The 20,342-nt window shown below is 34.6% G+C and carries 18 protein-coding genes and 4 pseudogenes; all 22 read left to right on the top strand.

Annotation, left to right across the window (positions count from 1 at the left end):
• Positions 1-102 precede the first annotated feature (102 nt).
• The 22 genes and pseudogenes from IPH11_12295 (at position 103) to IPH11_12190 (ending at position 20,246) form a co-directional block, all read left to right on the top strand.
• Positions 103-1,191 (top strand): T9SS type A sorting domain-containing protein, encoded by a 1,089-nt coding sequence (locus IPH11_12295; GenBank protein ID MBK6914383.1) that lies wholly within the window; start codon positions 103-105, stop codon positions 1,189-1,191.
• Positions 1,192-1,248: 57 nt separating this feature from the next.
• Positions 1,249-2,250, top strand: coding sequence for a LacI family DNA-binding transcriptional regulator (locus IPH11_12290; protein ID MBK6914382.1), 1,002 nt, complete (start codon positions 1,249-1,251; stop codon positions 2,248-2,250).
• 11 nt (positions 2,251-2,261) lie between these two features.
• Positions 2,262-4,638, top strand: a pseudogene (locus IPH11_12285) (glycosyl transferase family 36).
• Between the two features lie 31 nt (positions 4,639-4,669).
• Complete coding sequence (locus tag IPH11_12280; GenBank protein MBK6914381.1) at positions 4,670-6,055, top strand: Tat pathway signal protein; 1,386 nt, start codon at positions 4,670-4,672, stop codon at positions 6,053-6,055.
• A 58-nt stretch (positions 6,056-6,113) separates the two neighbouring features.
• Positions 6,114-6,572 carry a hypothetical protein gene (locus IPH11_12275; GenBank protein ID MBK6914380.1) on the top strand — a complete coding sequence of 153 codons (459 nt, stop codon included), beginning with the start codon at positions 6,114-6,116 and terminating at the stop codon, positions 6,570-6,572.
• Positions 6,503-7,000, top strand: a complete 498-nt coding sequence (locus tag IPH11_12270) for a discoidin domain-containing protein (GenBank protein MBK6914379.1) — start codon at positions 6,503-6,505, stop codon at positions 6,998-7,000. Before IPH11_12275 ends, IPH11_12270 begins: the two co-directional genes overlap by 70 nt.
• A 130-nt stretch (positions 7,001-7,130) precedes the next feature.
• Positions 7,131-8,810, top strand: coding sequence for a hypothetical protein (locus IPH11_12265; protein ID MBK6914378.1), 1,680 nt, complete (start codon positions 7,131-7,133; stop codon positions 8,808-8,810).
• Between the two features lies 1 nt (position 8,811).
• Positions 8,812-9,288, top strand: a complete 477-nt coding sequence (locus IPH11_12260) for a hypothetical protein (GenBank protein MBK6914377.1) — start codon at positions 8,812-8,814, stop codon at positions 9,286-9,288.
• A 10-nt stretch (positions 9,289-9,298) separates the two neighbouring features.
• The gene (locus tag IPH11_12255) at positions 9,299-10,954 is read left to right on the top strand and encodes an alpha,alpha-trehalase (protein MBK6914376.1); all 1,656 of its coding nucleotides are present in this window, start codon (positions 9,299-9,301) and stop codon (positions 10,952-10,954) included.
• A 28-nt stretch (positions 10,955-10,982) separates the two neighbouring features.
• Entirely contained in the window at positions 10,983-12,044 is a 1,062-nt protein-coding gene (locus tag IPH11_12250) for a beta-galactosidase (protein ID MBK6914375.1), read from the top strand.
• 74 nt (positions 12,045-12,118) lie between these two features.
• A complete protein-coding gene (locus tag IPH11_12245; protein ID MBK6914374.1) occupies positions 12,119-13,111 on the top strand; it encodes a hypothetical protein in 993 nt (330 codons plus the stop codon).
• Between the two features lie 214 nt (positions 13,112-13,325).
• Entirely contained in the window at positions 13,326-13,769 is a 444-nt protein-coding gene (locus IPH11_12240; GenBank protein MBK6914373.1) for a hypothetical protein, read from the top strand.
• A 9-nt stretch (positions 13,770-13,778) separates the two neighbouring features.
• Positions 13,779-14,015 (top strand): hypothetical protein, encoded by a 237-nt coding sequence (locus IPH11_12235; GenBank protein MBK6914372.1) that lies wholly within the window; start codon positions 13,779-13,781, stop codon positions 14,013-14,015.
• Positions 14,012-15,019: a T9SS type A sorting domain-containing protein gene (locus IPH11_12230; protein MBK6914371.1), complete on the top strand. Its 1,008-nt coding sequence runs from the start codon at positions 14,012-14,014 to the stop codon at positions 15,017-15,019. The genes IPH11_12235 and IPH11_12230 overlap by 4 nt, the downstream gene beginning before the upstream one ends.
• A gap of 193 nt (positions 15,020-15,212) precedes the next feature.
• Positions 15,213-15,785, top strand: coding sequence for an alkaline phosphatase D family protein (locus IPH11_12225; protein ID MBK6914370.1), 573 nt, complete (start codon positions 15,213-15,215; stop codon positions 15,783-15,785).
• The gene (locus tag IPH11_12220; protein MBK6914369.1) at positions 15,763-16,101 is read left to right on the top strand and encodes a hypothetical protein; all 339 of its coding nucleotides are present in this window, start codon (positions 15,763-15,765) and stop codon (positions 16,099-16,101) included. The genes IPH11_12225 and IPH11_12220 overlap by 23 nt, the downstream gene beginning before the upstream one ends.
• 205 nt (positions 16,102-16,306) lie before the next feature.
• The gene (locus IPH11_12215; protein ID MBK6914368.1) at positions 16,307-16,642 is read left to right on the top strand and encodes an extracellular solute-binding protein; all 336 of its coding nucleotides are present in this window, start codon (positions 16,307-16,309) and stop codon (positions 16,640-16,642) included.
• 12 nt (positions 16,643-16,654) lie between these two features.
• A complete protein-coding gene (locus IPH11_12210) occupies positions 16,655-17,392 on the top strand; it encodes an extracellular solute-binding protein (GenBank protein MBK6914367.1) in 738 nt (245 codons plus the stop codon).
• Between the two features lie 2 nt (positions 17,393-17,394).
• Positions 17,395-18,298, top strand: a pseudogene (locus IPH11_12205) (sugar ABC transporter permease).
• Positions 18,295-19,103: pseudogene (locus IPH11_12200) on the top strand (carbohydrate ABC transporter permease). Before IPH11_12205 ends, IPH11_12200 begins: the two co-directional pseudogenes overlap by 4 nt.
• Before the next feature lie 50 nt (positions 19,104-19,153).
• Positions 19,154-19,995 (top strand): annotated as a pseudogene (gene ugpC / locus IPH11_12195) (sn-glycerol-3-phosphate ABC transporter ATP-binding protein UgpC).
• Complete coding sequence (locus IPH11_12190) at positions 19,992-20,246, top strand: TOBE domain-containing protein (protein ID MBK6914366.1); 255 nt, start codon at positions 19,992-19,994, stop codon at positions 20,244-20,246. The pseudogene ugpC and the gene IPH11_12190 overlap by 4 nt, the downstream one beginning before the upstream one ends.
• The last annotated feature ends 96 nt before the right edge of the window (positions 20,247-20,342 follow it).

Raw genomic sequence — 20,342 nt, 5'->3', positions numbered from 1 at the left:
ACTACATCTTGACTTTTAGAAAATGAATGATTAAGTTATACCTAAATGTAAACGTTTACATTTGATTTATTTAATTTATCAATAAATTTAAAGGAGTTCATTATGAAACGGTTGTTATTGGTTTCACTTTTTCTGTTCTCAACTTCTTTATTGGCACAGCCAATAGATTTTGAAACAGTTGGAAATACTTGGACCTGGAATATTTTTTCTCAGGGAACAGGCGGAAGTTTTGACATAGTGGCAAATCCTGACCCAAGTGGAATAAACACATCAGATAGTTGTGCTATGTTAGTTATCGGTGCTGATGGCGATCCATGGGCGGGGGTATGGTGTTCTGATTTCCCGGATATGACCATAGATGCAAGCAATTGTTACGTCAAAGCTCTTGTTTACAAAAACGTTACTTCAAGGTTTAACTTAAAACTTGAACCACCTAATGTTGACCACTTCGATTCAAATACAGTTGTAAATGAATGGCAAGAAATGATATTTGAATATTGTGCAGATAATGGTGTAACCTCTGCTACATTGACCCTAATTCCTGATATGGAAGATGGTGCAAGAACTCATTCAAGTATTAACTATATAGATAATATTAGATTTGAAGACTTTCTTCCGGTTGAATTAACTTCATTTACTGCTAATTGGTTAAACGGGGATGCTCAATTAATCTGGACAACAGCTACCGAAATTAACAATCAGGGTTTTGAAATTCAAAGAAGTGTTGATGGTAACATTTTTGCTACTATTGGATTTGTTAAAGGCAATGGTACTACAACTGAAAAAAGGAGTTATACTTACACAGATAATACTGTCAATGGCGGCGGATCGTTTTCATATCGTTTAAAACAAATTGATTTTGGCGGTAGCTTCGAATATTCAGAGATTATTAATCTTGGTTCTTATGCTCCGGATAAATTTTTATTAGAGCAGAATTTCCCTAATCCTTTCAACCCAACAACTTCACTTTCATTTTCTCTTCCGGTAAAATCTAATATAGAATTTGCAGTTTATAATTTACTCGGTCAGAAAGTAGTGGATATATATAACGGCACTTTAGAATCGGGCAAATATTCATTTAATTTTGATGCTGCCAGCTTAAGTTCCGGAGTTTATGTTTATACTGTGAATGCCCATGGTGTTGATGGACAAACTTCAGTGCTTAGTAAAAAAATGACTTTGATGAAATAATCTAAAGTTAATTGAGGGCAGGTTTATTGACCTGCCCTTTTTTTATGATGTATATTAATGACACCGCCTACTATAAAAGTAATAGCTAAAAAAGCAAATGTTTCCATAGCTACTGTCAGCAGAGCATTAAACAATGACCACCGGGTTAAAGACGAAACGCGAAATCTTATCCTAAAAATTTCAAAAGAATTAAATTATAACCCAAATCTTCTTGCCAGAAGTTTTGTTAAGCGTCAATCGAATGTAATAGGATTAATACTTCCGGATATTTATGATGAGTTCTTCACTGAAATTATTCGCGGGGTTGATGAGGTCACATTTTCATCAAAATTTTTTACAATGGTTGCCAGCTCTCACAAATACAGATCACTTGCAGACTCAGTTACCACGTTCATTAAGGGAGGGATGTTAGGTGGAATAATCATCTTAGTTTCATCACTCACTGAAGAATTTATAAAAGTAATTGATCAGAGCAGAATACCCGTTGTACTCATTACCGGTTCTGACCAAAAAACAAAATATGATACTATTACAATTGATAACTATCAAGGTGCTTTCGGAATGACAGAATTTTTATTAAGAACAAAAAATTATAAAAATCCAGTGCATATTTCCGGTCCCTCTGATAATGATGACGCTGTGTTCAGAAAAAAAGGATTTATTGATGCTTGTAAAAAAAACAATTTAAATATTTCAAAATCATCGATTTTACCTGGAGATTTTAGTCGAGAGAGCGGGGAAACTGCATTTTTCTCTGCAGCTAAAATGAAAAACAAACCTGATGTTATCTTTGCTGCTAATGATATGATGGCTTTGGGTTGTTATGATGCAGCAGCAAATCTTAAATTAAAAATTCCTGACGACATTGCAATTGCAGGCTTTGATGACATTTTTGTCTCAAAATATATTTCTCCAGGGCTAACTACTGTAAGAGTTCAAATTGAGGAAGTAGGTAAAGCAGCCGCAGAAATATTGATAAAAAAAATGACGCAGGATCAAAGTTATAGTTTACATTCAATTAGAATAGCAACGGAATTAAAAATTAGGGAATCTTGTTAAAAAAAAATACAATGGGACAATTCAAAACTAAATTCGGACACTTTTCTTCAGACCGCAATGAATATATTATTACGGACTTTAAAACTCCAAAACCATGGGTTAATGTAATTTCAAATGGCAGGTACGGCTTAGTAATTTCCCAGACAGGTGGCGGTTTTAGCTGGCTTGATCATTCTGAATTTAACAGACTTAACCGCTGGCATCAGGATTTGGTGCAGGATAATTGGGGAAAATATTTTTACGTAAAAGATAATCTTACCGGCGATGTCTGGTCGCCGACATGGATTCCGGTAAAAACTGATCTTGACTTTTATCAAGTTGTTTATGGATTTGGTTATTCCAAATTCATATCTGAATATAAAGGTATCAAAATAATTTTAACTGTATTTGTTCCTATCGGAGAAAATCTTGAAATCTGGAATTTTAAGATTGAAAATAAAACTACTCAGAAAAAATCATTATCAATTTTTACTTACTTTGAATGGTGCCTCGGTTCATCATCAGATCATCACAGAGAATTTCACAAGTCTTTCTTAGAAACTCATTTTGATTCTGAACTTAATTGTATGACGGCAACTAAAAGGATTGTGGGAAATTCCGCTTGGAGATAGAGGACACTGGAATATTGAGTATCCTTATTTGGGATTTATTTCCTGTTCAGAAAAAATTTCAGATTATGACGGAGATAAAAATTCTTTTGTGGGTCAATATGGTTCGATTCAAAATCCTGCTGGTTTAACTGCAAAATCCTTAAGTAAAAAACTTGGTAAGTGGAATGACTCAATTGGCGCTGTTAAAACAAATATTGAAATCAAACCAAATGAAACTAAAAATTTAAATTTCTTTTTAGGAATTAAAGAAAATAAAAAAGCAATTGCAGTATCATTAAAAAAATTCTTATCACAAAAAAATATTGACAGCGCATTAACCGAAGTAAAGCTTTCCTGGCAAAAAATGTTTGATACTTTGGTAATCGAAACACCTGATAAAGCAATGAATCTGCTAGTGAATAAGTGGCTTCGATATCAGGCAATTGCAGGAAGGTTATTTGCACGTACAGCTTATTATCAGCAAAGCGGCGCATTCGGATTCAGAGATCAGTTGCAGGATAGCTTGGTATTTCTTCCTATAGATCCAGAGAGAACAGCGCAGCAAATTCGTTTGCATGCTCGTCATCAATTTGAAGATGGAAGTGTGCTGCATTGGTGGCATCCAATTTCTGAAACAGGTTTGCCAACTAAAATGACTGACGATTTGCTTTGGCTTCCATTCGTCATTCTTCAATACATTGATGAAACTGCTGATTATAAAATTCTTACTGTAAAAGAACCTTACTACGATAACAAAAATAAAAAAGATACTTTACTCAATCACTCAGTTGCTGCAATTGAAAAAGTATTAACAAGAATGAGCAAGCGTGGATTAAATTTGATTGGTGCCGGAGATTGGAACGATGGACTTAGTGCTGTTGGATTAGATATGAAAGGGGAATCTATCTGGCTTACAGAGTTTTTCTATTTGATATTGAAAAGATTTGCTGAGCTTTCAAGAGAAATTGGTAACGAAAACCTTTATAAACAATATTCCAAAAAATCTATTCTAATAAAAAAAGCATTTGATAAATATGCCTGGGATGGAGAATGGTTTTGGCGTGCTACAAAAGACGATGGCAAAAAAGTTGGAAGCAAAACTTCACATGAAGGTAAAATTTATCTTAATGCTCAAACCTGGTCCGTAATAAGTGGTATTGCAGAAAACAGTAAACAGAAAAAAGCTATGGACTCGGTAACAAAACATCTACTAAAAAAGAATGGATGCTTACTTTTAAGTCCCGCTTATTCAAAGCCGGATAAAATGATTGGATATCTTTCTCGCTATGCGCCAGGCAGAAGAGAAAATGGTGGGGTGTATTCTCATGCTGCAACTTGGGCAATTTGGGCTTTCTCTTTATTAAAGAAAAATGATTTGTCTTTTACTGCTTATAAAAATCTTTGTCCAATTTATAATGGAATGAATCCTGAAGAATATGTCGCCGAGCCTTATGTTACTCCCGGCAATATTGATGGACCTGAATCACCTAATTATGGAATGGGCGGCTGGACTTGGTACACTGGCTCAGCAGCGTGGTATCAAAAAGTTATTGTTGATTGGATACTTGGCGTTCGCGCAACAAAGGGTGGGCTATTAATTGATCCCTGCATACCGGATGATTGGGAGGAATTTTCTATCAAAAGATTATTTAGAGGGACGATCTATAATATTAAGGTTGTAAGAAAAAGAAATAATAATTCATCTGATCAATTTATTACAGTTGATGGGAAAAAGTTGGAAGGGTTTATAATCAAACCTGTTAGGAAAGATATTGTGAATGTTGAAGTATTTCTCTAATCGAAATTTGAAAACAAAAAAAATGATGATGATGAATATTTTAAAAATATTTGTGTTACTGATATTCTTATTTGTGGGATGTCAGGCGCAGCAAAATTATTTCTCGTTTGAATCAAAGGGAAAAATTAATTACGATCTTTCAACTGATGACAACAAACTTTTAGATTCAATTCAGTATAAAACCTTTCTGTATTTTCTAAATGAATCTAATCCTGAAAACGGTTTGGTGAAAGACAGAAGCGCAAGCTGGGCACCTGCAAGTATTGCTGCAATTGGTTTTGCACTTCCATCTTACGCAGTTGGAGTTGAACACGGTTGGATAACTCGTGACAGAGCTGCTCTGATAACTCTTAATACTTTAAAATTCTTTTTCAATTCTGTCCAAAGTTCTGATACAAATGTTACAGGCTACAAAGGATTTTATTATCATTTCTTAAGAATGAATTCTGGTACCCGCGAATGGAACTGCGAACTTTCCACGATTGATACCGGTTTATTAATGATGGGAATCATTTTTGCAAGAAAATATTATAATCAAGTGAACGATGTTGAAAATGAAATTCGCAACCTTGCTGCAAATCTATTAAAGAGACTTGACTGGGATTTTTTTGAAATGCCTCCAACAGGCGAATATGCAAATACAATTTCAATGGGATGGAAACCAAATGAAGGACTGCATTTTATGGGATGGAATGGTTATAACGAAGCATTGTTCCTTTACATTCTTGCCGCAGGAAGTGGAATGAAAAATGTTGAAGCCGGATATAAAACATGGTTAGCTTCTTATGATTGGAGAACGCCATATCCGAATCTTTCTCACGCTGCATTTCCCCCACTATTTGGTCATCAATTCTCTCATGTGTTCATAGATTTCCATGGACTTGCTGATTCATTTATGAAAAATAAAGGAATAGATTATTTTGAAAATTCAAGACGGGCAACTTTAGTGCAAAGACAATACGCAATCGAAAATTCTTACAGTTGGGAGGGGTACGATTCTCTCTGTTGGGGACTTTCAGCTTGCGATGGTCCAACAGAAAAATATAATTATGATAGCAAACAGTTTTTGGGTTATGCAGCGAGAGGTACAAGCGGTGCTGATTTTAATTACTTTGATGATGGAACAATCGCACCTTATGCAGCAATATCCTCAATTGTTTTTGTCCCAGAAGTTGTTCTTCCAACTATAAAATCTTTTAATAAAAAATACGGTAAAGATTTATGGAAAGAATATGGATACGTTGACGCATTTAATCCTACTTTAAATTGGTTCAACAAAGAATACATCGGGATTGATCAAGGTCCGATGCTCTTGATGATTGAGAATTTTAGAACTGGCTTGATCTGGAATTATGTGATGAAGGATCCTATCATTCAAAAAGGACTGAATAGACTTAGTTTTGAATATATCAAATAAAATTTAATTCGTGTTAATTAGTGAAATTCGTGGCAAGATTTTTAAGTATAAATTAAAAATGTCAATCAATCATATAATCTTTAGAACAATTTTCGCAATAACGATACTGATATTAAGAAACAATATCCTAAGTGCTCAATCAACAACGCTGGATGATTTTGAAAGCACTAAAGGATGGGACTTAATAAAAGCCGACGGAGTTGATCTATCAATTTCAAGCGAGATTGGTCTACACGGCAATGCGGTAAAGTTTGAGTATGATTTTACTAAAGGTACTGGCTACGGCGGTATTCAAAAATTCTTTCCGATTGATCTAACTGAGAATTTTGAATGTACTTTTTACGTTAAAGCAGAATCTCCATCAAACAATTTTGAAATAAAATTTATTGACAGCACCGGCAATAATGTTTGGTGGGTAAACAACAGAAATTACGATTTCCCAGCTGAGTGGAAAAAAATAAAGATAAAAAAAGACACATCCAGTTTGCCTGGGGACCAACTGAAGATCAGTCTTTAAAGCGAATAGACAGAATTGAATTTACAATTGCCTCATTCGTTGGAGGTAAAGGAAGTGTTTGGATTGATGATTTGAAGTTTGAACCACTGCAATCTGAAACAAATGTTTATCCAACACCTCTTGTAACAGCTAAATCGCAATCCTTTGACTTGATACCAGGGAATATTATTGATGTTTCATCAGGTACTTATTGGAAGAGTATTGGTACAAATAATCAATCAATTACAATTGATTTCAAAACCCGAAGGGAATTCGGAGGATTAAAAATTGATTGGTTAAAAATTCATCACGCCAAATCTTTTGAGATATTACTTTCTGAGAACGGAAGTGATTGGGAAAAAGTTTACTCAGTTTCATCCAACCAGAGTGATGTTAGTTTTATAAAGCTAACAGAGGCAGAAGCAAGATTTTTAAATAAATCTTCTTGAAGCTAATTCTGCTGAAGGATTTGGTATCAACGAAATAAAATTTCTTGATATTAAGAATTCTTTAACTCCAAATGATTTTCTCATTTATATCGCTAAGAATTCACCAAAAGGAAATTACCCAAGATATTTTTTGGAACAAGCTTCTTATTGGACTGTGGTGGGAGTTAATAATGATGTTAAAGAAGCGTTGATTAATGAAGATGGAATGGTTGAGGTTGATAAAGCAGAGTTTTCAATTGAACCAATTATCAAAGTTGATGATAAGTTGTTTAATTGGACTAATGTAAGTTCAACACAATCTCTCGAAGAAAACTATCTTCCAATTCCAAAAGTAAATTGGAATTGCAATGATCTTGATTTTGAAACCAAAGTATTTGCAAACGGCGAGGCAAATAAAAGTTCTGTACTTTATTTTAAGTACACACTTTCAAATAATTCTTTATTACATAAAAACGGAAGTTTGTTTTTACTTATTCACCCATTTCAGGTTAATCCTTACTATCAATTCTTAAATATTACCGGTGGAGTCGGAAAGATTAATTCTATTAAAGAAAGTAGTGGTAAGATTTATGTAAATGATGATAAAGAAGTAATTCCGATTACTCATTACACTTCTTTTGGTGCGAACACTTTTGATGAAGGAAATATTGTTGATGCTGTAAGCAACGATAACATTTCTCAAAATAAATCAGTTGTTGATGCAACAAATCTTGCAAGCGGAGTTTTGAGATATGATTTTGATTTGAGGTCCGGGGAAGCAAAAATTGTATATGTCGCCGTACCGTTCTATGGAAAGGAATCAATAAAGGAAAATTTAACTGATGAAATAATCGAACAGAAATTTGAAGAAACAAAAAATTTCTGGAAATCAAAAGTAGATTATATAAAATTTAATCTTCCTAAATCTGCCGATAGAATAGTAAACACATACAAATCAAATCTTGCATACATTTTAATTAATAGAGACAAAGCGGGAATTCAACCCGGCTCACGATCTTATGAACGAAGCTGGATAAGAGATGGAGCATTAACTTCATCTGCATTATTAAAATCCGGAATTGTAGCTGAAGTAAAAGATTTTATTGATTGGTACACTGCTAATCAATTTGAAAATGGTAAAGTGCCTTGTGTTGTTGATTCCAGGGGTCCCGATCCGGTTCCTGAAAATGACAGTCATGGTGAAATGATTTATCTGATTCGTGAATATTTTAACTTTACAAAAGACACTACTTTCCTAAGATCAAAAAATGAAAATGTAAAAAAAGCTGTTGAGTATATTGAATCATTAATTGCCGAAAGATCAACTGACCATTTTAAAAATGGCAATGACAGCGTTCGAGCTTATTATGGTTTGGTTACTGAATCGATTAGTCACGAAGGTTACTCAGCAAAGCCAATGCACTCGTACTGGGATAATTTTTTTACTATGAAAGGGTTAAAAGATGCAGCAGAGATTCAAAAAATACTTGGTGAAAAAGAATCTTATGAAAGAATAAAAAAAGTTAGAGATACATTTAATGAAAATCTTTACAATTCACTTAAGCTCGCGATGAAGACAAGAAATATTGATTACATTCCGGGCTGTGTTGAGCTTGGTGACTTTGACGCCACATCAACAACAATTGCTCTAACTCCTTGCAACGAATTGAGTAACCTACCGAAACCGCGAGTTTACAATACTTTTAACAAGTACTATGAATACTTTAAAAGCAGAAGAGATGATAAAATTGATTGGGTTAATTACACTCCTTATGAAAATCGTTTGATTGGTTCTTTCATTCAATTGGATCAACCGGGACGTGCAATATGAATTGATAGAATTCTTTTTAAATGATCAACGTCCGCATGGATGGAATCATTGGGCAGAAGTTGTTTGGAAAGATAAACGCATACCAAGATTTATTGGAGATATGCCGCATACATGGGTTGGTTCCGATTTTTTAAATGCAATTCGTTCCATGTTTGTTTATGAAAATGAAGCTGATGAATCTTTAGTATTAGCATCAGCGCTTTATCAGGATTGGATTGATTCGCCAAATGGAATGTCGATTGAAAAACTTCCTACATACTTCGGAGATATTTCATACTCAATTAAAAAAGAAAATGAAAAATATACTTTATCGATTTATGGTGATGTTAATCTACCAAAGAACGGAATAAAAATTAAAAACTTTAATGAATCAAAACTTCCTATCGGTGTAACGGTAAATGGTAAAGAAACGAATTCATTCACAAAAAATGAAATTGATGTGAAAGAATTTCCTGCTAAATTAGTTATAGCTTATTGAGGATTAGTCAATGAAAACTAATATAATCATGACTCTATTACTTATCCTAAGTTTCTATTCTATCTTTTTACTACCCCAAAATGGCGAAGTGCAGGGGATATACTTTTCAAAAAAAACTTATGAGCCACGTCCGCTACCAAAGTTCGATGATACAAAGGATTTATTGCCAAATCCGATTTATGATGAAAATCCACTCTGGATTGAAACTTACTGGGCATCCTGGGAAATGGCTTTCAAAAACTTTCAAGCGCCTGCAGATGGAAGCGGTTTTGTTTCTCAATTTCTTGATTGTGCTTTTAATGCAAATTTATTTTTGTGGGATACTGCTTTTCAAACAATGTTCTTAAATGTGGCGCATCCTTTGGTTCCTGGAATTTCTTCTTTAGATAATTTCTATATTAAACAATATTCTACTGGAGAAATTTGTAGAGAAATAAATCGTACTACCGGAATTGATTTTGATCCGTGGAGAAATAATGAAAATCTACCTCTCTTTAGCCGCTGGGGATTTGATGAGTACTTTAATCAATACAAAGCTGATGTAATTTATAAAGGAAGGGCGACACCTACTCCAAATCCTAAATTAACGCTTGATGCATTGAACCATCCGATTCTAGCCTGGGCGGAATTGGAAAGCTATAAATGGACAGGCGACAAAGCACGGTTAGAATTAGTTAGACTACCATTAATAAAATATTACGAAGCTTTGAAGAAATATATCCGGCAGGGAAATGGATTATACATTACAGATTGGGCAAGTATGGATAATTCGCCAAGAAATATTTGTCTTGCAAGCGGAGGAACAGGAATCGACATTTCCTCAGAGATGGTTCTCTTTGCAAGAAATCTTTCTGAACTATCTGATATTTTAGGTTTCGAAATTGAAGCAAAAATTTTTAATGACGATGCAGACAGTCTTTCAGCAATAATAAATGCTAACATGTGGGATGATGAAAAGAAATTTTATTTTGATTTAACAATAGATGAAGAATTTTGTACAATCAAAACTATTGCAGCTTTCTGGACACTACTTTCAAAAACTGCTCCGTCCGATAGAACAATATATCTTGTCGAACAACTAAACAATCCCAAAACATTTGGAAGATTGCATCCAGTACCTTCTCTTGCAGCAGATGAAAAAGAATATTATCCGCAAGGTGGATACTGGTCTGGTGCGGTCTGGGTTATGACAAATACAATGATTATTAAAGGCTTAGATGCTTGCGGATATAATGATCTCGCTGAAGAGATTGCTCTTAAACATTTAGATGCTGTCGTACAAATATTTAAGAAGACATGTACATTCTGGGAAAATTTTGCTGCGGACTCTATTAAGGAAGGAATCAACACAGACGGAGCGCCGGTTGTAAAAGATATTGTTGGATGGGGGGCGTTAGCGCCGGTACTTTATTTTATTGAATATGGAATCGGATTAAAACCTAATGCACCGGAGAACGAATTGGTCTGGAAAGTAAATTCTGACAAACGTTCCGGCTGTGAAAGGTTTAGATTTAATGGACATGTTGTTGATTTGGTTGCCGAGCGAGTGGATGATACATTTAAGATTACTGTTCAATCTGATGGTGACTTTCAGTTGAAAGTGATTAGGAATGGTAGAGAACAAAAATTCAATATCCTACAAGGAAATAGTGAATTTTTATTTTAATTCAATAAATAGAGTCGGTTTTGATTAAATGAGCTTCAGCGCATCAAAAGGATATTTTTTAAAAAACGGAAAACCACATTTTATAATTTCTGGAGAAATACATTACTTCAGACTTAATCCAAAATTATGGGAAAAGCATTTAACATTACTGAAACAATCCGGTGCAAATACTACTTCAACATATATTCCCTGGGATTGGCACGAATATGAAGAAGGCAAGTTTGATTTTACAGGCGAAACAAATCCAGCACGAAACTTTTTAAAGTACATAAAATTATGTAAGAAAATAGGCTTGGATTTAATTGTAAAACCCGGTCCGTATATTCTTGCCGAGTACGATTCACATGGGCTTCCCACATGGCTTCTAGAACGGTGTTGTAAAGATTCTTTTGCTTTGGATGAACATGGAAATGTAATCTCACGCGATTTGATGTCATACATGTCTGATGAATATCTGCGTTATACTTTTCTTTGGTATGATAAAGTGATGCCAATCATTTCTGAAAATCAGCAGAGTAATAATGGACCGATTATAATGTTGCAGGTTTGTAATGAAGTTGGTGTATTCCAATGGCTTTTAGGTAAGATCGATTACAATCCTTCGGTGATAACATTATACAAAGAATTTTTGATTGAGAAATATTTATCAATTGAAAATCTAAACAATATTTACGGGATAAATTATTCATCATTCGAAAACCTTTCTGCACCAGTGGGGAAGATTGAGATCAAACAAGATTATTGTGCATACCATGATTTTCATCTTTTCTATCGTCACTATTTTACTCAATATCTAGATGTATTAATTAAAAAAATAAAAAGTTACGATATAAATGTTCAGCTTACACACAACATTCCAGGCTGGATTTACGGTAACGCGGCAGAACTTCCGATGCTTATTAGCACTTATGAAGAAATCATGCGTACTCGTGATGATATTGTTTTTGGATTGGATCATATTCCAGAATTTGTTTCTTTTAGAAATGCTCATTCTGATTTAGCTTGCAATAAAAATTCTAGAAGCTATGCAGCCAAATGCACCAGTGTGGGCTGCAGAATTTCAAGCAGGAACTCGCGAGCATCATGTTAAAAGTGATGCAAGTGATTTAGAAACATTTTATTTTGCTTCACTTGCTCATGGTATGAAAAGTCTAAACTATTAAGATGTTTTCTCAAGGAATTAATCCTAAAGGGAAAGGATTTTATGGAAAGACTTTTTACTATCAAACTCCTCTTGATTACAAAGCCGAAAAATCTCCTTTGTATGATTCAATAAAAAAGGTTAACAACTTCATCAATAAAGAGAAAGAGAATTTACTACTCAGCGAAACCAAAGCGGATATTTGTGTTGGATTATACAAACCATATTTCTATACAGAGCTGACAACTTCTCAACTGCTCAAAGAAAAACGACTTGATGTTGATAAATTAGGTCTGCAATATGATCCAAGATTTATTCGTGAAGAAATATTTTTTAATGGATTATTACGCGGGCTTCAAACGTTAAATTATAATTATGATATTAAAGATTTAGAAACTACTGCCGTAGATGATTTACTTAAGTACAAACAACTTTGGGTTGTTACAACAGAGTTTATGGATGCAGAAACTCAGAACCTGCTTGCTGATTACACAAAGGCTGGGGGTCATTTAATATTGTATCCTGCTTTACCTACTTTAGATTTGTATCTAAATCCCTGCACAGTGCTAAAGGATGAGTTTGATATTCAATTTTCAAATAGCGAAAGTTCAAATAAAATAAATGCATTTGGAATTGAAGATGTATTTACGATTTTTAAATCGAAACAAATTTATCAATCAAGCGATGCAGAAATAGTTTCGAGAACAAGTAACGGTGAAGTCTGTGCTATCAATAGAAAAATTGGCAAGGGCACAGCTACAATTCTTGGATATGCACTTGGATATAGCAGTGATGAGCATTTACTGCTTTACGAAAAAATAGTTTCACTTGATAACATAAAAAGACAAGCAAAGATTTCTGATCCTGATTTACAATTTGTTCAGCGAAAGGGAGAGAAGAACACATATTTGTTTCTGCTAAACTATCATAATCAAAAGAAAATAATTACGGTTGGTTCTAAAAAGTATAGATTGAAATCTTTTGGTTATAAAGTCATAAAAAAAAATAATTGTTAAATTCATTCACCATAGATTTAATTAAGGATAATAAGATGATACGATTTATAATATTTGCGATCATTTTGATTATATGCCCATTCGGAACAAATGCGCAGACAGACACCATACCCCCCAATACTCCGCTAAATCTTAAAGGTGTTGGCTATGAAAACATATAGACTTAATTTGGAAAGCAAATACAGAAAGTGACCTAGCAGGTTATAATATTTATTTGTGGAATGGTTCAGTTTATAATTTTTATAAGATCGTTGATAAAAGTAAAAACTATTTTTCTTTTAATTTGGGCGTTGCCGGTTATAGTTTCAAATTTAAAATTAGTGCATTTGACGTTAGTGGAAATGAATCCCCTTTAAGCGATAGTGTTGAAGCCCAAACACATGTAATGACTGATGATGAATTTCTGGATATGGTGCAAAGAACTACAGTCAGATATTGTTGGGATTACGGACATCCGGTTTCAGGTCTTGCAAGGGAGAGGCTCGGAAGTGCGGAAACTGTTACCTCAGGCGGCTCAGGTTTTGGTATAATGTCTATCCCGGTCGCGGTGGAACGAGGTTATGTGACTCGTGAAGAAGCAGTTGAACGAATGTTGAAAATATTGAATTTTCTTACAACAAAAGCTGATAGATTTCACGGAGCTTTTCACATTGGCTGAACGGTTCAAATGGAAACGTTATACCATTTAGCACCTTTGATAACGGGGGATCTCGTTGAAACATCTTATATGATTCAAGGTTTGATGACGATTCGACAATACTTTGATCAGTACACTGCTGAAGAAGACTCGATAAGAATTTTATCTACTCAAATTATTGATGAAGTTGAATGGGATTGGTATAGAAGATATCCCACCGAAATTACCTCTACTGGCATTGGTCACCAAATTATGGCTGGCAAATGAATATGACCGTTGCTGGTCCCAATGAAGCTATGATCGTATATTTATTAGCAATCGCATCTTCAACACACGGCGTTCCCGCAAATTTATTTCATGACGGATGGGCGAACTCTTCTTATTATGTTAATGGAAGTTCATTCTATGGTTATATACAATGGGTAGGGTGGGACTTCGGTGGTCCGCTCTTCTTTTCCCATTATTCGTTTCTTGGATTTGATCCAAGAAACAAAAAAGATGCCTACTGTAATTATTTTTTAAATAATAAGAATATTACTCTAATCCATAAAGCTTATTGTACTGATAATCCGCATAACTATGTTGGATATAATGAAAACTGCTGGGGACTAACAGCAAGTGATGATCCGACCGGTTATCGCGTTCACGAACCTAATAATGATAATGGTACGATAACTCCGACGGCTGCTCTTTCTTCTTTAGCTTATACTCCTCAAGAATCAATCGAGGTTATTAAATATCTTTATCGAACTTACTGGACAAGTGTTTGGGGGGAGTATGGTTTTTATGATGCTTTCAATCCCACTGAAAATTGGTTTGCAGATAGTTACCTTGCAATTGATCAAGGACCAATAATTGCGATGATAGAAAATTACAGGAGCGGATTGCTATGGAATAATTTTATGAAAAATCCTGAAATTCAACCTATGCTGGATGCTATCGGATTTGTGCCTGATTCAACTACAGATGTTGGAGATATAATTCCTGACGAAAATACTTTCAAGTTAATTGGTAATTATCCTAATCCTTTTAATCCTTCCACTAATATTGTTTTCACTCTTCCACATTCGGAATTTACTCAGGTGAACATTTATAATTCGCTAGGACAGTTAGTCAAGCAATTAGTAAATAAAGAACTTCCTGCAGGATTAAATGAGAAATCATGGGATGGTTTAGATGAACTTGGAAGATTAGTGAGTTCAGGTATTTATTTTTATAAAATCAGTTACAAAGAAAATGTCTTAACCGGCAAAATGGTGCTTGCAAAATGAATTTTATCATCGTTACGTTATGAAAAAAATAGTTGTTTGTTTCAGTATTTGTTTATCGGCTTTATCGTTTGCACAAAATAATTATCCGCTGATTTCAAAGATAGCTTTCGGTTCTTGTGCAGATGAAAACCTAGATCAACCGATCCTATCGATTATTCTTGAACATTAACCTGAACTTGAACCTGAACTCTTTATTTATCTCGGCGATAATATTTATGCTGACACAAAAAGTATTGAAGAATTAGAAGAAGCTTATAAAAAGCTGGGGGCTAAAGAAGAATTTCAAAAACTAAAATTGAACATTCCAATTATTGCAACGTGGGATGACCACGATTACGGCTGGAATGATATTGGGCGGCATTACGAATTACAAAATGAATCGAAGAAATTATTCCTCAATTTTTTCGAAGTGCCTAAAACTTCACCGCGATATAATCGTAAAGGTATTTATGATTCTTATTATTTCTCAGATTCGAAACACACTCTTCAGATTATTCTTCTCGATGAAAGAACTTTTCGCGATGACTTAAGAATTTATAATGATGAATTAAAAGATGACGAAAGCTTTTTTTACAAACTTGATTATTTCCCGCACCAAAATTCTGATTCAACAATGCTTGGCGAAGAGCAATGGCGCTGGCTTGAAAAGGAATTATCAACTCCTGCAGATATAAGAATAATTGGCAGCGGTACTCAATTTGGGGTTTCATTTAATGGTTATGAAGCATGGGCGAATTTTCCTTTTGAACAAAAAAAAATTACTTGACCTGATTAAAAAGACCAATGCCAATGGTGTTATTTTTATCTCCGGTGATGTGCATTATGCGGAAATTTCAAAAGTAGAATCGGAAGAACTATATCCGATTTATGATGTTACTTCGAGCGGTATAACTGAAAGCTGGAAATTTGCGACGCCAAATCTGAATCGAATTGAAGGTCCTGTTATGGATAATAATTTCGGACTTATTACTATTGATTGGAATAGTGATGATCCAAATATTAAAATGGAAATTTGGGTTTACCGAAATAATCAAAGAATTGAGCACACAATATCTTTGAGTGAAATTACTTTTAATAAGTAACTATTTAAATGACAAACAAAAGTCTAAATATTTTAATCATTCTCTTTTTATTTTTCTGTACAATTCAGTTTTCTTGTTCCAATGAAAAAAAGACTTTTACAGAGATAAAATTTTGGGCAATGGGGTCAGAGGCAGAGTTTGTCACAAAGCTTATTCCTGAATTTGAAAAACAGTACCCGCGTATAAAAAAGTTAAAGTTCAAGCAATGCCATGGACAGCCGCACAGGAAAAACTAATAACTGCTTTTGCGAGCGATAACACACCAGACATTTGTCAACTCGGTAATACCTGGATCCCTCAATTCGCAGCGTTGTATGCCATCATCCCCCTTGATAATTTAATTGCAAGCTCGGATAAATTGAACCGCGGCAGATATTTTGATGGAATCTGGCGTACCAATATTATTGATGGAAAAATTTATGGTATTCCGTGGTACGTAGATACAAGAGTTCTTTACTATCGCAAAGGATGTTTTGCAGCGTGCGGGATACTCCCACCCCCAAGAAATTGGGAAGAGCTTTTGGATGCTTCAAAAAAATAAAAATACTTTTCCCTGGGAGAAGAAAAATATGCTATTTACCTGCCAACAAATGAATGGGCACCGTTTGTTCAGTTCGGGCTTCAGGCAAATGCTGAATTAATCTCAGAGAATTTAACCAAAGCTAATTTTAGTTCGCCTGAGTTTAAAGAAGCATTTGATTTCTTAATTTCATTTCATAAACAGAAACTTGCTCCGATAGGAATCTCCCAGGTCACGAATGTATATCAAGCGTTTGCTGATGAGTATTTCAGTATGTATATATCCGGTCCGTGGAATATTCCTGAGTTTAAAAAATGGATGAAAGGTGATCTTGCAAATGAATGGATGACCGCGCCGATGCCTGGTTATAAACACGAATACCCGGGATTATCATTAGCTGGGGGTTCAAGTCTTGTTATCTTCAGCCGCTCCGAACACAAAAAGGAAGCAATCGCATTGATCGAATTTCTTTCGGAAGCGAAAACACAAATTGAGTTTTATAAGCTTACAGACGATTTGCCCTCGGTCAGAGAAGCGTGGGAAGACTCAATTCTAAAAAATGATATTTATATGAACGCGTTTTATGAACAATTTCATAATGTTGCCGCCACCCCCAAGATTCCAGAGTGGGAACAAATTGCGTTTTCAAAAATTCAACTTTATGCAGAACTTGCCGCAAGAAATGAGATGTCAACCAAACAAGCACTAATGAATTTAGATAAGGATGTTGATAAAATTCTTGAAAAAAGAAAATGGATGCTTGAACATTAAAAATGAAATCGTTATCTAAAAAATATTTCACAAACAACAGCAAAGCAGCGTACCTGTTTTTAGCTCCGGCAATTTCTGCGATTGGCATTTTTTTCTTCCTGCCTGTTGTAGCTGCGTTCATGATAAGTTTTACGGACTTCGATATTTATACACTTGGTGATTGGAGTACACTTCGATTTGTTGGATTGAAAAATTATTTAAAACTAATTGATGATCCTTTATTCTGGCAGGCACTGCAAAATACTTTTTTATTACGTAGTGGCAGCGGCGCCTTTATCTATAGCGATATCATTGGGAGCGGCGCTTCTGTTAAATTCGAAACTAATAAAGTATAAAGGAATATTCCGCTTAAGTTATTTTATGCCCGTTGTGACGACACTTGTAGCTGTCGCAATTGTTTGGCGAGTTATCTACCACCCTAAGTTTGGAATTCTAAATTATATTATAAGTTTTGTGGGAATAAATCCTATTGATTGGCTTGGTGATCCTGTTTGGGCGATGCCTTCAATAATCTTGATGTCTGTTTGGAAAAATTTTGGATACAATATGATAATTTTTATTGCAGGTTTGCAAAACATTCCCGAAGAATTATACGAAGCTGCCGATATCGAAGGAGCTAACGGATGGCAGAAATTTAAATCCATAACTTTACCAATGCTCGCCCCCACCACATTATTCGTAACTCTTATTACCATGATTGGCTTCTTTCAGGTTTTTGCTGAGCCTTATGTGATGACTCAGGGGGGTCCATTGAATAAAACATTAACCATCGTTCAATATATGTATCAGGAGGGTTTTCGATGGTGGAATATGGGTTACTCTGCTTCAATTGCTTTTGTGCTCTTCTTTATAATTTTTATCGGAACGATGATTCAGTTAAAAACTCAAAAGAGTAAAGATTTATGAAAAAGATTTTGCTTTACACATTTTTAGGAATTACTTCCTTCATCACTATGGTGCCATTTCTCTGGATGGTCTCTGCATCATTGATGAATGATGGGGAGGCAAGCGTATTCCCGCCAGTATTTATTCCTGATTACGCAGCATTAATTCAATTTCAAACTTTGTTTGTAAGATTGAATGCTGCCCAAAATTTTCTAAACAGTTTATTACTTTCAACCATTGTTACTATCGTCTCGCTTTTTTTTCAATTCCATGGCAGGATATGCCTTTGCAAAATATCGCTTTGCTGGAAAGGATAAATTGTTTAATCTGCTTTTGACTTCAATGATAATTCCAAGTCAGGTAACAATGCTTCCGTTATTTTTACTCTTAAAATATATGGGCTTTATCAACACATATATGGCTATCATAATTCCTGGTTTAGCTAATATTTTGGAATATTCTTGATAAGACAATACTGCCTTTCGATTCCCGACAGCTTAATTGAAGCCGCTAAAATTGATGGTGCCGGCGACTTCGAGATTTACCGGAAAATAATTCTGCCGCTTGCTACCCCATTTTAGTTACACTTGCCATATTCACTTTTCTTGGAACGTGGAATGATTTTCTTTGGCCTTTGATCGTGTTAACGGATGACTCTATGTACACGCTTCCGGTTGCACTTGCAAACTTAATGGGCGAGCATACAAAAGATCCCGAGTTAATGATGGCTGGATCTGTTGTTACTATTATCCCTGTCATTATTGTTTTCCTCGCTCTCCAAAAGTATTACATTAAAGGAATCATGATGGGGAGTGTAAAAGAATGATATTCAAAATAGAATAAGAAATTATTAAATAATCAAAGCAAAGAAATATTATGGCAGAAGTAATATTAAATAATGTGACGAAGGTTTATGAAGCCGGCAAAAAGGTGGTGGATAATGTTTGTGTCGAAATAAATGATAAAGAATTTGTTGTACTCGTTGGTCCTTCCGGATGCGGTAAATCAACCACTTTAAGAATGATTGCAGGGCTTGAAGAAATTTCAAGCGGGCAAATTTTGATTGATGGGGAGGTGGTAAATGATAAACCGCCAAAGGATAGAGACATCGCAATGGTATTTCAGAATTATGCGCTTTATCCTCATATGACGGTTTATGAAAACATGGCATTCGGATTAAAACTTAAAAATTTGATAAAAAGGAAATTGAAAATAGAGTAAATGATGCAGCTAAAATTCTTGAACTTGAAAATTATCTAAATAAAAAGCCAAAATCTCTTTCAGGAGGACAGCGGCAGAGGGTTGCTGTTGGAAGAGCTATTGTACGTAAACCAAAAGTATTTTTGTTCGATGAACCGCTTTCTAATCTTGATGCTAAATTAAGAGTGCAGATGAGAACAGAAATTTCTAAGCTTCATAAAAGTCTTAATGCAACAATGATTTATGTTACACATGACCAAACTGAAGCGATGACGATGGGAGATAGAATTGTTGTAATGAAAGATGGAGTTATTCAGCAGATTGATACTCCGCTAAATCTTTATAATAATCCAGCGAATAAATTTGTTGCAGGTTTTATTGGAAGCCCTTCAATGAATTTTATTGAAGGAGTAATTTTATCAGGTTCAAACCAGTTTAAGAGTAATTCATCTGAGCTTACTTTTCATCTTAATCAAACTCACATCAATCAACTTGTGAAGTACGAGAATAAAAAATAACTATTGGAATCAGACCGGAAGATTTTTTCCTGGAGCATGATAAGCAAGCCGTTTCTAATGTTATAAATGTTTGCATTGAATTAATTGAACCAATGGGTAATGAAATGTTTGTTCATTTTTCTATTGATGGAAATAAATGTGTAGCTCGAATATCACCGACAGATAAAATTAAAGAAAGTGACAAAGTCACCCTTGCTTTTAATTTAGAAAAATTAAAAATTTTTGATGTTGAGACGAACAAATTAATTTAACTCACCTTTCGCATTTATCATACTGATGCCTTGCCGCAGAATGACATAAATGATGATTTTGAGTTAGGCGAGTTCAATAGTCCTTATAGGTAATTT

The organism is Ignavibacteriales bacterium, from assembly GCA_016709155.1.
In the GTDB taxonomy this organism is placed as follows: Bacteria; Bacteroidota; Ignavibacteria; order Ignavibacteriales; family Ignavibacteriaceae; genus JADJEI01.
The sequence above is the reverse complement of the archived record's forward strand: the minus strand, read 5'-3'. Positions and strand labels throughout refer to the sequence as shown.

Bases quoted from the DNA above. Each gene is read 5' to 3' on its own strand.
- IPH11_12295 (MBK6914383.1), top strand. From the start codon at position 103: ATGAAACGGTTGTTATTGGTTTCACTTTTTCTGTTCTCAACTTCTTTA.
- IPH11_12290 (MBK6914382.1), top strand. From the start codon at position 1,249: ATGACACCGCCTACTATAAAAGTAATAGCTAAAAAAGCAAATGTTTCC.
- IPH11_12280 (MBK6914381.1), top strand. From the start codon at position 4,670: ATGAATATTTTAAAAATATTTGTGTTACTGATATTCTTATTTGTGGGA.
- IPH11_12275 (MBK6914380.1), top strand. From the start codon at position 6,114: ATGTCAATCAATCATATAATCTTTAGAACAATTTTCGCAATAACGATA.
- IPH11_12255 (MBK6914376.1), top strand. From the start codon at position 9,299: ATGAAAACTAATATAATCATGACTCTATTACTTATCCTAAGTTTCTAT.
- IPH11_12250 (MBK6914375.1), top strand. From the start codon at position 10,983: ATGAGCTTCAGCGCATCAAAAGGATATTTTTTAAAAAACGGAAAACCA.
- IPH11_12245 (MBK6914374.1), top strand. From the start codon at position 12,119: ATGTTTTCTCAAGGAATTAATCCTAAAGGGAAAGGATTTTATGGAAAG.
- IPH11_12235 (MBK6914372.1), top strand. From the start codon at position 13,779: ATGGAAACGTTATACCATTTAGCACCTTTGATAACGGGGGATCTCGTT.
- IPH11_12230 (MBK6914371.1), top strand. From the start codon at position 14,012: ATGAATATGACCGTTGCTGGTCCCAATGAAGCTATGATCGTATATTTA.
- IPH11_12215 (MBK6914368.1), top strand. From the start codon at position 16,307: ATGCCATGGACAGCCGCACAGGAAAAACTAATAACTGCTTTTGCGAGC.